Here is a 12,327-nt window from a genome sequence, read left to right on the forward strand (position 1 = left end):
GCCCCTGGGATCGAAGACCACCTGAAAGCAGCTGGAATTGCTCCGACAGAACGGGCCGAACAGGTCAGCCTCGAAGAGTTCTGCGCCCTGGCACGCAGCATCAAGCCCCTGGACTAGCAGCAGACAGCCCTTCGCAGAGACCAAGCTTCAAGACCACCCAAAGAAAACCCGGCGCCCTTTTAACAAAGGCACCGGGTTTTCTATTGTCCATCTCCCAAAACCCTATTCAGCGGCTTCCGGGGCGCCTTCTGGTTTCGGCTTGGGCTTGCGGGCACGCGGTGCGCGCTTTGGCTTGGCCTCTTTTGGGGCATCTGCTGCGGCGCCAGCCTCTGCCTCACCCGCAACGGCCTCGCCGCCTTCAACCTGTGGCTTTGGCGCGGGCTTGCGGCCACGTGGCTTGCGGGCAGCTGGTTTCTTGGCCGCCTGCGCTGGCTCCTGGCCTTTGCTTTCGGGGGTTTCAACCAGGCCGCTGTCCTGCGCCGGGCTGCTCGCAGCATCCCGCGGATCAATCACATCGGGCTGCGGCGCATGGGCCGGGTCCTGACGGGGTGCCGCTGGCGCCCGCTGGCCAGAACCAGATTGAGCACCCTGGGACTGTTCTGAGGAGGCATGGGCTGGCTGTGGTTGTCCAGATTGCTGTGCAGCACTCTGATTGGCGGTGGCTTCGCGCTCTTGCCGTTCGAGCCGTTCAGCCCGTTCGCGATCCCGATCGGCCTGCCGTTCCCGGTTCTGCCGTTCCTGATCTTCGCGGCGCGCATCGATCTCGCGCTGCGCTTCATTCAGAAGACGCAAATAGTGTTCCGCGTGTTGCTGGAAATTCTCAGCCGCCACACGGTCATTGCTCAGCTGAGCATCCCGCGTCAGCTGGTTGTATTTATCAATGATCTGCTGCGGCGTCCCGCGCACCTTGCCCTCTGGGCCGGAGCTGTCGAAGACGCGGTTTACAACATTGACCCCATTGGGGCGGTTCCGGTTCGACTTGGAACGCGAACGTGATTTTGACGATCTCATATGCCTAACGTCAGCCTATTTTTCATGTGTCATGGATCCAATTCAGCGCATCCTTGCGCCGGATGATCGACTATTTTGGGCTTGGTGTCGCTGGGAGGTAGAGTAACCTCGCCGTTTTTTGAGCGACAACTTGAGTAACCATTTTCTATGCCCTCAGACAAGGGGCGCATCTCATATTTCCGCAAGTTTCTTTCAAAAACAGAAATTTTCGCAACAAAATGACGCCTCAGGCGACATTGTGGGCAAAAACCACGCGATCGCGCCCGTCCAGATCCGGCAGAACGCCGATTTCAACCAGCCCCGCCCCTGCCAGCAAATCTGACACTGCCTGCCCCTGGCTGGGGCCAATTTCAAGATAGAGCCGCCCGCCGGGCAACAGATGCTGCCGCACACCTGCTGCTATGGCACGGTAGGCCCCCAGCCCATCGCCGCCATCGGTCAGTGCCAGATCAGGCTCATGACCGCGCACTTCTGGTGACAGGCCCGCCATCTCATCCAGGGCAATATAAGGCGGGTTGGAGGTGATCAGATCAAACTGCCCCGTCACATTGGAAAACCAATCCGACTGCTGAATGTCAGCACGCGCCTCTACCCGGTGCAGCACTGCATTGGCGCTGGCCTGCAGGCAGGCCGCTTCGCTGAGATCCACGCCTAGCCCGGTGGCGTGGGCGGTTTCCGCCAGCAGTGTCACCAGGATGCAGCCAGAGCCGAGACCAAGATCCAGCATATGTTCAAAAGGCCGCGCCAGCGCTGCTTCGATCAGGGTTTCGGTTTCGGGGCGCGGGTCCAGCACATCCTTGGAGACTTTGAAACGACGGCCATAAAACTCCCGTTCACCAAGCAGATGCGAGACAGGCACCCGCACCGCCCTCAGGGCGATCAGCTGCTCATAACGGTCAGCCACTTCCGGCGCCAGTTCCTCAGGCGCAATCAGCGTGACGCGACTGGCTTCGATCTGGGCCGCATGAGCCAGCAAGACGCGAGCATCGCGGGCCGGGTCTTCAACGCCTGCTGCACGCAGCCGCGCTGCGGCAGCGGCCATGGCCTGGGCGGCAGTTACACCAGTTTTGGTCATTGCCCCATCTCGGCCAGAAGGCGGGCCTGATTATCTGCGGTCAACGCATCGATTGTCTCTTCCAGGTCGCCCTGCATGATCTGGTCGAGCTTGTAAAGCGTGAGATTGATCCGGTGATCCGACATCCGCCCCTGCGGGAAGTTATAGGTTCTGATCCGTTCAGACCGATCGCCAGATCCGACCTGACTGGCACGGTCAGCAGAACGCTCTCCGTCAATCCGCTGACGCTCCAGATCATAGAGCCTGGCCCGCAGAACCTGCATGGCGATCTCACGGTTTCGGTGCTGGGATTTCTCGGCGCTGACCACCATGACCCCGGTGGGCAGGTGGGTGATACGCACGGCAGAATCCGTGGTGTTTACGTGCTGCCCCCCCGAGCCAGAGGCCCGCATGGTGTCAATGCGGATATCGCCGGGATCGATCTGCACATCCACTTCCTGGGCCTCGGGCAGCACTGCCACCGTTGCCGCCGAGGTATGGATACGGCCGCCGCTTTCCGTGACAGGAACCCGCTGGACCCGGTGCACGCCGCTTTCATATTTCATCCGGGCAAAGACATTTTCGCCTTTGATATGGGCCACCACTTCTTTGATGCCGCCAAGCTCCGTTGCCTGTTCTTCGATGATCTCGAACTTCCAGCCGCGCGCCTCGGCGTAGCGCTGATACATCCGCAGCAGATCCCCCGCAAAAAGGGCTGCCTCGTCTCCGCCTGTGCCAGGGCGGATTTCCAACATTGCCGGGCGCACGTCCGCGGCATCCTTTGGCAAGAGCGCCAGTTGCAGCTCGGCTTCAGCCTCGGGCAAGGCCGCCTTCAGGGCTGGAATTTCCTCTTCGGCCAATTCCTTCATATCCGGATCCGCCAGCATGGCTTTGGCATCTTCCAAATCGGTCAGTAGCTGGCGATAGGCGCTGATTTGCTCCGCAACCGGTTTGATCTCAGAGTATTCCCGCGCTAGGCTGGCGATATCAGCACCGCTGACACCCTCGGCCATTGCGGCTTCAAGATACTGAAACCGTTGCAGGATCTGCTCTAGCCGCTCTTGGGGGATCATCCGTGCCTCATTCCTATCTGCAGTGTCATCCTGCCGCTTTGGCAGTGTATTGCTTCTGTGATATGCTAGCTCCATGAAACATGCCAGAGCCCTTGTCACATTCGCGCTGATCACCGCAGCATCGACTGCGCTGGCGGATGTCGTAGGGCCCGGTGGCAAGGTCATTGATTGCTATTGTACCGACAAAACCGGGGCGCGTGTCGATCTGGGAGAGATCCGCTGCCTGGATGTCGATGGACGCCAGTTCATGGCGCAGTGTCAGATGTCGCTTAATGTGCCGATGTGGCGCGAGGTGCAGGCCAATTGCCTCTCTGCCAGTCTGCGGGAGAATATACCGGGGTTCTCAGCCCTGCCCGCCACACCGCCGACCCTATAAGAGCTAGCCATGCGCATCATTCGTACAAAACGGCGCAGAGTTCAGTCCGCCGAGGGCGGCATCAGCGATAGCCAGTTATCAATACGTGCCTTGTTTACGCCGAGATCGGAGCGACCAAAGCGCAACCGGGCATAGACCTTGAGCAGATCACCGTCCTGACGTGCGGTGGTGTAATCGGGAAAGCCAATCACCTTGGTGCGGGTGACATAGGTGGCCATGCCCTCTTCCACCGATCCGGCCAATAGCTTGGTCCGGGGGGCTGCCGAGGCGATACGGTCAAAATCGCGCAGCCCCTCGGGACCAGAACGCACCACCTTGAAGACGCCGCCGCGAAACTCCTTGTCTTCAGAGAGTTCCGGCTGGGTGTTCCAATCAAAGGGATCAACCGGCGCCAATCTGATAAAGCCAATCACCACCACCACAGCGGCGAGCAAAACCCAAACCAGCATCATAATCTTCCCCATCTTGGTTCAGCCCTCTTTCTGCTCTCTGGCCCTCTGTGATCAGATAGGGCGCTAACATGAGCTTAGCGTGACTTCACGCCGGGTAGAACGCACATCAACTCATAAAGCAAATTAGCCGCAGTTAGCGCCGTGTTGCCAGTTGTGTCATAGGGAGGCGAGACCTCCACCAGATCACAGCCAACGATATTGAGCCCCTTCAGGGCGCGGATCAGCTCCAGCGCCTGCGGCGTCGTCAATCCGCCAATCTCAGGCGTGCCGGTGCCGGGCGCATACGCGGGGTCCAAACTGTCAATGTCATAAGAGACATAGACCGGGCGGTTGCCAATATCGCGGCGAATTTCAGCGCCCATATTGTGCAGCGAGCGCCCCCAGAGCTCCTGCGCCGGGAAATGCTGAAAGCCCCAGCCCTGGGCCTCGGTAAAATCATCCGCACCGTATCCAGTACCACGAATGCCGATCTGATAGGTCTTATCGGCGACAATCAGACCTTCTTCATGGGCGCGGCGAAACACGGTGCCATGGGTTTCGCGTTCGCCGAACATGTCGTCATTCACATCCGCATGGGCATCGACATGCACCAGGGCAACCGGCCCGTATTTGGCGGCAATGGCCCGCAGGATTGGCAGGGTGATCGAATGATCCCCGCCCATCGCCATGGGGATCACCCCACCAGACAGGATCGCCTGATAGCTTTCTTCAATAATGCGTAGGGATTCTTTGAGCGAGAAGGTATTGATCGCGAGATCGCCAATGTCGCCAGCGTTCAGACTGTCAAAAGGCGCCGCCCCAGTCGCCATATTATAGGGCCGCAGCATGGCACTTTCGGCGCGGATCTGTTTGGGACCAAATCGCGTGCCAGACCGCCAAGAGGTCCCAATATCCATCGGCACACCAAGGAAAGCCACATCCAGCCCCTCAAGCGAGGTTGCCTGCGGCAGGCGCATAAAAGTCCCAGGCCCGGAAAACCGCGCCAGATCGTTACCACTAATCGGTTGATTAAACTCAGCCATTGTCTCTCATATTCCAGCCCAGCAGGCAGATAATTTCCATTGCAACATGGGCCCCGGCGATTGCAGTTGCCCCTGTGGTATCAAACGGAGGCGAAACCTCCACCACGTCGCCGCCCTTGATATTGATACCTGCGATCTCGCGCAAGATGCGGGCTGCCTGCGCCGAGGTAAGCCCGCCCCAAACCGGTGTGCCGGTGCCCGGTGCATAGGCTGGATCCAGCCCGTCGATGTCAAAGCTGAGGTAGGTCGGGCGATCGCCGAGGATGGCTTTGATCCTACGTGCGGTTTCCACCGGGCCGATCTCATGCACAGTCGGCGCGTCGATGATATTGACCCCAAGGGTGTCTTCATTGGTGGTACGGATCCCCACCTGCACCGAGGTAGCCGGGTCAACGATCCCGGATTTCACCGCCTTGTAGAACATGGTGCCGTGATCGACGCGGGTGAAATCATCATCCGGCCAGGTGTCGGTGTGGGCATCAAACTGCAACAGCGAGATCGGGCCGTATTTCTCGGCATAGGCCTTCAGGATCGGAAAGCTGATGTAGTGATCCCCCCCGAGGGTTACCGAGGCCGTATCGGACGCCAGAATACCCCGAATATGGTCGCGCAGCGTATCCGGGAAGGCTGGCACATTTGCATAATCAAAGGCGAGGTCGCCATAGTCTACAATCGCCAGTTCGCTCAAGGGATCATAGCCCCAGCCATAGGGCGCATCAGGGCTTTGCAGGGCCGAAGCCTCACGGATCGCCCGTGGCCCCAGACGGGTGCCAGGGCGGTTGGTCACCGCCTGATCAAAGGGCACGCCAGTAACGGCGATATCCGCATGGGTCAGATCTTTGCTGTAGCGTCGTCGCAAAAAGGACAGCGCCCCGCCAAAGGTATTCTCAAAGCTGAGGCCCTTCAGGTCGTCGCGTGTAAAAGCCTGATCCACCTGCGTCTTTGCATCTTCCAGTGCCATGGTCCCATTCCCCTGCAAAATCCCTGCCCTGGTTCAGAACACATCGGCTCGGATCCAAGGCAAGATTAATTTGATCATATTCTGAGGGTTGAGATAGCTGGTTTTCCAGCCCCTGTCACCTCTGCTCGGATCAGATCACCCCAAAGGCTGGGCGCGCTCCACCAACCGGGCAAAGAAAGACGCGCCAATAGGGGCGATCTCATCGTTGAAGTTGTATTTAGGGTGGTGCAGCCCGGCGCCTTCGCCCTGGCCCAAAAACAGATAGGCTCCGGGGCGGGCATTCAGCATATATGAGAAATCCTCGGCCCCCATTTCGCGCCCGCCTTCAGGCTCGACATTATCCGCGCCAGAGATTTCACGGGCCACATCTACCGCGAACCCGGCTTTTTCCGGGTTGTTGATGGTGGCGGGATAGCCGATTTCATACTCAAGCTCCGCTGTGACGCCATAGCTCGCCGCCTGCCCCGCCACGATCTCTTCCATGCGGCGCATCACCATAGACTGTACCTCAGGGTTAAAGCTGCGCACCGTGCCATTGATATAGGCGGTATCGGGGATCACATTGTCGACAGTGCCAGTATGGATCTGGGTGACGGAAACCACCAGATCCTCCAAGGTGTGATGATTGCGGCTAATGATGGTCTGAATGGCCTGGGCGATACCACAGGCGGCCATCACCGGATCGCGGGTCTCATGCGGCATTGCGCCGTGGCCACCGAGCCCCTGAATATTGATATGAAAAGTATCCACTGCCGCCATCAGGGCACCGGAAGAAGTCACAAAGGCGCCGACCGGCAGGCCTGGCGTGTTGTGCAGCGCATAGACTTCACCAATATTGAACCGCTCCATGATGCCCTCTTCCACCATGATGCGGGCACCCCCTATGGCCTCTTCGGCGGGTTGAAAGATCAACACTACCCGGCCGGAAAACTTGCGTGTCTCTGCCAGATACTTGGCAGCCCCCAACAACATGGTGGTATGACCATCATGGCCACAGGCATGCATATTTCCTTCATGCCCAGAGGCATAGTCGAGACCGGTTTCTTCGGGGATCGGCAGCGCATCCATATCTGCGCGCAGGCCAATGGTTGGCCCGGTGCCATCGTCATTGCCCTGACCATTGATAATCGCGACCATGCCAGAGGTGGCAATACCCTCGTGCAGCTCATCGACGCCAATCTCGCGCAGGCGGTCGGCCACATAGGCCGCAGTCTTGGGCAAATCCAGCGCCAATTCTGGGATTTGATGCAGATGCTGACGCCATGTCTTCATCTCGTTGGCATAATCAGCAATGCGGTTCACGATGGCCATTGGGGTGGACTCCTGTGTGAGACTCGGGATTGATGCATCTGACACAGGAACAAGAGCAGCTGCAATGCCCGACACACCCCTCGCCCCCGCCTATGACCCCGCATTGATCCATGACAAAACCGCGGGCATTGAACGCCTGTTGGAAATCATGCGCGCGCTACGCCACCCCAACCAGGGCTGCCCCTGGGATATCGAACAGGATTTTGCCAGCATTGCGCCCTATACCATCGAAGAGGCCTATGAGGTCGCAGATGCCATCGAACGCGAGGCCTGGGACGAGCTGAAAGGCGAGCTGGGGGATCTGTTGTTCCAATCGGTGTTTCACGCCCAGATGGCGGCCGAGGCCGGGCATTTCACCTTTCAGGATGTGGTCACCACCATGTCCAACAAAATGGTCGCGCGCCATCCGCATGTCTTTGGCGCAGAAAGCCGCGACAAGAGCCCGGAACAACAGAGCGCCGACTGGGAGGCGATCAAGGCCGCTGAACGCGCCGGAAACCAGGAAACGGGCACCCTGGACGGGGTTGCCACGGGCCTGCCAGCCCTGCTGCGCGCCTTCAAACTGCAAAAACGCGCCGCTCGCGTCGGATTTGACTGGCCAGAAACCTCCCAGGTCATCGAAAAGATCCGCGAAGAAGCCGCCGAACTGGTCGAAGCGCGTGATCACCTCACCCAAGACAAGGTGGAAGAGGAGTTTGGTGATCTGATGTTTGTTATGGCCAATCTTGGCCGCCATCTCGGGGTGGAGCCGGAAGCCGCCCTGCGCCAGGCCAACGCAAAATTCATCCGCCGTTTCGAAGGCGTCGAAGCCAGACTGGCAAAAATCGGCAAGCGCCCCGAAGACAGTGATCTTGCGGAAATGGATGCGCTTTGGGATGCGGTCAAGGCGGACGAGCGCCGCCAGAGCTGATCCCACTTCACCTTTCCAAAAATATTCAGAATTCCGGGAGCCAGCCCCATCGGCGCGTCTGGACATTCAGCGCTGGCGCTGCAACCCTCCCCTTTTACCTCAGGACCATCTGCATGACTGCCCCCACAACTGCGCGCAAAATCATCATCGACACCGACCCCGGCCAGGACGACGCCGTCGCCCTGCTGCTGGCCCTGGCCAGCCCAGAAGAGATCGAGGTCCTGGGTATCACCTGTGTGGCCGGCAATGTGCCGCTGTCCCTGACCCAGAAAAATGCCCGCATTATCTGCGAGGTTGCCGGGTGCGCGGATATCAAGGTCTTCGCAGGGCGGGACGCGCCACTGTCACGCGCCTTGGTTACCGCCGAAGAAGTCCATGGGAAAACCGGACTGGATGGCCCTGATCTGTTTGAACCGCAAATGCCTTTGCAGGATGAAAACGGCGTCGATTTCATCATCCAAACCCTGCGCGCAGCCCCCGCCAAGACCATAACGCTCTGCCCGCTTGGACCGCTCAGCAATATCGCTGCCGCCTTTCAGGCCGCGCCCGACATTGTCGAAAAGGTGCAGGAAATTGTGTTCATGGGAGGCGCCTATTTTGAAGTGGGCAACATCACTCCCGCCGCCGAGTTCAACATCTATGTCGATCCCGAAGCCGCTGATATTGTGCTCAAATCAGGCGTGCAGATCACCATGATGCCGCTGGATGTCACCCATAAGGCTCTGACCACCCGCGCCCGGATCGAAGCCCTGCGGGATTTGAACAACCGAGCCGGCATTTTTACCGCAGAGATGCTCGATTTCTTCGAACGCTTTGACATGGAGAAATACGGCTCCGAAGGTGGCCCGCTGCATGACCCCTGCGTGATCGCCTATCTGATCCAGCCAGAGCTTTTCACCGGCCGCCATATCAACGTCGAAATCGAAACCCAGTCAGACCTGACTCTTGGCATGACCGTTGCCGATTGGTGGCGGGTCACCGACCGCAGCCCCAATGCGATGTTCATTGGTGATGTCGACGCGGATGGTTTTTTTGATCTGATCACCGAACGCCTGGCCCGGCTATGAGCGCCGCGCTGCATCTGGCGCGACCGGAACATCTGGAAAAACTGCTGACAATGGTGGAGGCCTTTCATACCGAGGTAGGAATAGGGTCCACACCAGAGCTACGTCGCGGCGGGATCGAACCCCTTCTCGACGGCATTCCCTATGGGGTCGCCTATATCATCGGCCCCACCCGCGCACCCATCGGCTATATCGTTGTCACCTTTGGCTGGTCAGTGGAGTTTGGCGGCATGGATGGTTTTGTCGATGAAATCTACATCCGCCCGCCAGTACGGGGCCGCGGCCTTGCCTCTGAGGTGCTGATCGAGCTGCCCAAAACCCTGGCACAGGCCGGGATCAAAGCGCTGCACCTGGAAGTGGACCGCAGCAATAATGCCGCTCAGCGGCTGTATCAGCGGACCAGATTCGAACCGCGCGACAGCTACATGTTGATGACCAAACGATTGTAGCACCTTAAAACTGCCTAGGGCACCGTTTCGTCCAGACCAGACATCAGCCCCAGATTACAGGATGTGGCATGCCCCATGGCCCGCTTTATCCCCGGTAACAGGGCCGCCCCGTTCATCGCAAAACTAAGCTCAATCAACCCGGCCTCACCAAAGGCCTCGCGAATGGCTTCACGGGATTCGGGATCATCCTGGCGATCCAATGTGACCGCGCGCGACAGGGACACTACGGCGGAGAGTTCAGGCGTGAGCATGCCCTCTTTCAGAATATCCCGGATCAGTGTTTTGGAAAGACCAGCGGTGCGGGCGAGGTTGATTTCAGCCTCAACACAACTGCCGCAATCTGCAGCCAAAGCGCCAGTCAAGCGTGCCGCATGATAGACCTCGGGGGGAAGGTGGCTGTTGGGATCCAGAAAGCCAAAGATCTTGTTGTAGCGCGCCAACAGACCCAAATCAGTTTCTGCGATGACACGGGTATAGTCCAAAGAAACATTTAGTCGACGCTCGGCGCGACGGATCAAGAAGCGGGCAATAAGCCGGAACATAAAATCTACCGAATAGATAAGAGAAAAAGCCGGGGCATTTCTGTCCCGGCTCATGTTTTACTTCAGGATTGAGCGGCCTGCATATTCAGCCACTTCGCCCAGCACTTCTTCGATACGGATCAGCTGGTTGTATTTCGCCAACCGGTCCGAGCGCGCCAGCGAGCCCGTTTTGATCTGACCACAGTTGGTGGCCACCGCGAGATCAGCGATTGTCGCATCCTCGGTCTCGCCGGAGCGGTGCGACATCACATTGGTAAAACCAGCACGATGGGCCATATCAACAGCCTTTAGGGTCTCGGTCAGGGTGCCAATCTGGTTCACCTTGACCAGCATGGAATTGGCGCTGCCGCGCTGAATACCTTCGGCCAGACGGGCGGGGTTGGTCACAAAGAGATCGTCGCCGACCAGCTGCACCTTGTCGCCAATGGCATCGGTCAGGGCTTTCCAGCCGTCCCAGTCGTCTTCGCCCATGCCGTCCTCGATCGAGATGATCGGGTAGTCGTTGACCAGCGCCGCCAGGTAATCGACGTTTTCGGCAGAGGACAGAGTCTTGCCCTCACCGGAGAGCACATATTTGCCGTCCTTGTAGTATTCGGTCGCGGCGCAATCCAGCGCCAGATAGATTTCTTCGCCTGGACGGTAGCCAGCTTTTTCGATGGATTTCAAAACAAAATCCAGCGCTTCACGGGTGGAGGCAATGTTGGGAGCAAAGCCGCCCTCATCGCCAATCCCGGTGGAGAGGCCCGCAGCGGACAGCTCTTTCTTCAGGGTGTGGAACACCTCGGCGCCCATGCGTACGGCCTCGCGGATGTTATCCGCAGCCACTGGCATGATCATGAATTCCTGAATGTCGATGGGGTTGTCGGCGTGCTCGCCACCATTGATGATATTCATCATCGGCACGGGCAGAACACGCGCAGATGTGCCGCCCACATAACGGAACAATGGCTGGGTTGTGAAATCGGCTGCCGCCTTGGCCACAGCCATGGAGACACCCAGAATTGCATTGGCGCCCAGACGCGCCTTGTTGGGAGTGCCGTCCAACTCGATCATGGCGCCATCAACGGCAACCTGTTCAGTGGCATCAAATCCAACCAGTTCTTCGGCGATCTCACCGTTGACGGCGGCAACGGCTTCCAGCACGCCTTTCCCCAGGTAACGCCCCTTGTCGCCATCGCGACGCTCTACCGCCTCGTGAGCACCTGTGGAGGCACCAGATGGCACGGCCGCGCGGCCCATGGTGCCGTCTTCCAGGATCACATCGACCTCAACCGTGGGGTTCCCCCGGCTGTCGAGGATCTCGCGGGCGTGAATGTCGATAATCGTGCTCATGTGGACGGTCCCTGGCTGCAACAAAAGATGCCTGCGTCATAGCAGCCAAGGGGCAAATGTAAACAGTGATCGTTACCGCTAACAGCGTTTAATTCACGAGGTTAGGGCTAACATCTTAGTGTTTGCGCCAACGGTATCGATGCCGGTTTAAGAACAGGAACCAGAACAAACACCAAAAGTGTCAACGTGCCGCCAGGGCCTGGGAATTTTCTGACCGCTGCAGCCGGGCTTGTTGGCGAACCAAGCGGCGTTCGCGCAAAAAGGTATAGAGACCAGAGGCGATAATCAGCGCCGCACCGCCCAGGGTCATTGCATCGGGCCGCTCTCCAAAGACTACCACTCCGACCAGGATAGAAAACAACAGCCTGCTATAGCGAAACGGGGTGATGGCAGAGGCATCGCCAATGCGGGTGGCGATAACGATGGCGTAATAGCCGCCGACCCCAAAGATGATCCCGCCCAGCATCATCAGGGCCTGACGCCCATCCACTGCAGTGGGCTCGCCGGAGGTAAAGACCAGCAGCAACCCGCCAGCCACAATGAGCGAGGCAAAGGCCTGAAAGCTCACCACTGCCGAAGAGACTGTTGTGTCGACAAAACGGGTCAAGAGATCTCGCGCTGCAATGGCCAGCACCGCGAAGAGCACCAAAAAGACCGATGGATCAAAGCCTTCCAGACCAGGGCGTACAATCATCAGAACACCAGCAAAACCGACACAGATAGCGCTCCAACGCCGCCAGCCGACCTGTTCCCCCAGAAACAGGGCCGCC

General features: G+C 58.7%; 14 protein-coding genes and 1 pseudogene. 5 read left to right on the plus strand and 10 right to left on the minus strand.

Features of this window, described 5'->3' with window-relative positions; all coding sequences use genetic code 11:
- Positions 1-117, plus strand: a pseudogene (locus tag ABJP42_RS01520) (16S rRNA (adenine(1518)-N(6)/adenine(1519)-N(6))-dimethyltransferase); the annotation flags it as partial.
- 105 nt (positions 118-222) lie between these two features.
- On the opposite strand, the gene ABJP42_RS01525 reads toward ABJP42_RS01520, so the two are convergent.
- The 3 genes from ABJP42_RS01525 to prfA all read right to left on the minus strand — a co-directional run bounded on the left by ABJP42_RS01525 (position 223) and on the right by prfA (position 3,138).
- The gene (locus ABJP42_RS01525; RefSeq protein ID WP_348338135.1) at positions 223-1,011 is read right to left on the minus strand and encodes a DUF4167 domain-containing protein; all 789 of its coding nucleotides are present in this window, start codon (positions 1,009-1,011) and stop codon (positions 223-225) included.
- Positions 1,012-1,237: 226 nt separating this feature from the next.
- Positions 1,238-2,086 carry a peptide chain release factor N(5)-glutamine methyltransferase gene (gene prmC, locus ABJP42_RS01530; RefSeq protein ID WP_348338136.1) on the minus strand — a complete coding sequence of 283 codons (849 nt, stop codon included), beginning with the start codon at positions 2,084-2,086 and terminating at the stop codon, positions 1,238-1,240.
- The gene (gene prfA / locus ABJP42_RS01535; protein WP_348338137.1) at positions 2,083-3,138 is read right to left on the minus strand and encodes a peptide chain release factor 1; all 1,056 of its coding nucleotides are present in this window, start codon (positions 3,136-3,138) and stop codon (positions 2,083-2,085) included. Before prfA ends, prmC begins: the two co-directional genes overlap by 4 nt.
- Positions 3,139-3,211: 73 nt before the next feature.
- On the opposite strand from prfA, the gene ABJP42_RS01540 reads away from it, so the two are divergent.
- Positions 3,212-3,514: a hypothetical protein gene (locus tag ABJP42_RS01540; RefSeq protein ID WP_348338138.1), complete on the plus strand. Its 303-nt coding sequence runs from the start codon at positions 3,212-3,214 to the stop codon at positions 3,512-3,514.
- 41 nt (positions 3,515-3,555) lie between these two features.
- On the opposite strand, the gene ABJP42_RS01545 is transcribed toward ABJP42_RS01540, so the two are convergent.
- The 4 genes from ABJP42_RS01545 to ABJP42_RS01560 form a co-directional block, all read right to left on the minus strand.
- Positions 3,556-3,978 carry a DUF1499 domain-containing protein gene (locus tag ABJP42_RS01545; RefSeq protein ID WP_348338139.1) on the minus strand — a complete coding sequence of 141 codons (423 nt, stop codon included), beginning with the start codon at positions 3,976-3,978 and terminating at the stop codon, positions 3,556-3,558.
- A 62-nt stretch (positions 3,979-4,040) separates the two neighbouring features.
- Positions 4,041-4,988, minus strand: coding sequence for an agmatinase (gene speB, locus ABJP42_RS01550; protein WP_348338140.1), 948 nt, complete (start codon positions 4,986-4,988; stop codon positions 4,041-4,043).
- Complete coding sequence (gene speB, locus ABJP42_RS01555; protein ID WP_348338141.1) at positions 4,981-5,949, minus strand: agmatinase; 969 nt, start codon at positions 5,947-5,949, stop codon at positions 4,981-4,983. Before speB (ABJP42_RS01555) ends, speB (ABJP42_RS01550) begins: the two co-directional genes overlap by 8 nt.
- 135 nt (positions 5,950-6,084) lie before the next feature.
- Complete coding sequence (locus tag ABJP42_RS01560) at positions 6,085-7,260, minus strand: M20 aminoacylase family protein (RefSeq protein WP_348338142.1); 1,176 nt, start codon at positions 7,258-7,260, stop codon at positions 6,085-6,087.
- A 64-nt stretch (positions 7,261-7,324) separates the two neighbouring features.
- On the opposite strand from ABJP42_RS01560, the gene mazG reads away from it, so the two are divergent.
- The 3 genes from mazG (at position 7,325) to ABJP42_RS01575 (ending at position 9,683) form a co-directional block, all read left to right on the plus strand.
- Positions 7,325-8,170: a nucleoside triphosphate pyrophosphohydrolase gene (gene mazG / locus ABJP42_RS01565; RefSeq protein WP_348338143.1), complete on the plus strand. Its 846-nt coding sequence runs from the start codon at positions 7,325-7,327 to the stop codon at positions 8,168-8,170.
- 113 nt (positions 8,171-8,283) lie between these two features.
- Positions 8,284-9,237, plus strand: a complete 954-nt coding sequence (locus ABJP42_RS01570) for a nucleoside hydrolase (protein ID WP_348338144.1) — start codon at positions 8,284-8,286, stop codon at positions 9,235-9,237.
- Positions 9,234-9,683 (plus strand): GNAT family N-acetyltransferase, encoded by a 450-nt coding sequence (locus ABJP42_RS01575; RefSeq protein ID WP_348338145.1) that lies wholly within the window; start codon positions 9,234-9,236, stop codon positions 9,681-9,683. Before ABJP42_RS01570 ends, ABJP42_RS01575 begins: the two co-directional genes overlap by 4 nt.
- A gap of 14 nt (positions 9,684-9,697) precedes the next feature.
- Here the strand turns inward: ABJP42_RS01575 and ABJP42_RS01580 are convergent, their stop codons facing one another.
- The 3 genes from ABJP42_RS01580 to ABJP42_RS01590 form a co-directional block, all read right to left on the minus strand.
- Positions 9,698-10,279 carry a carboxymuconolactone decarboxylase family protein gene (locus ABJP42_RS01580; RefSeq protein ID WP_348338146.1) on the minus strand — a complete coding sequence of 194 codons (582 nt, stop codon included), beginning with the start codon at positions 10,277-10,279 and terminating at the stop codon, positions 9,698-9,700.
- Positions 10,280-10,282: 3 nt separating this feature from the next.
- Entirely contained in the window at positions 10,283-11,557 is a 1,275-nt protein-coding gene (eno, locus tag ABJP42_RS01585; protein WP_348338147.1) for a phosphopyruvate hydratase, read from the minus strand.
- A gap of 181 nt (positions 11,558-11,738) precedes the next feature.
- On the minus strand, positions 11,739-12,327 hold a 589-nt coding region (locus ABJP42_RS01590), incomplete at its 5' end, for a DMT family transporter (protein WP_348338148.1).

It is taken from the genome of Pseudophaeobacter sp. (assembly GCF_039971195.1).
In the GTDB taxonomy this organism is placed as follows: Bacteria; Pseudomonadota; Alphaproteobacteria; order Rhodobacterales; family Rhodobacteraceae; genus Pseudophaeobacter.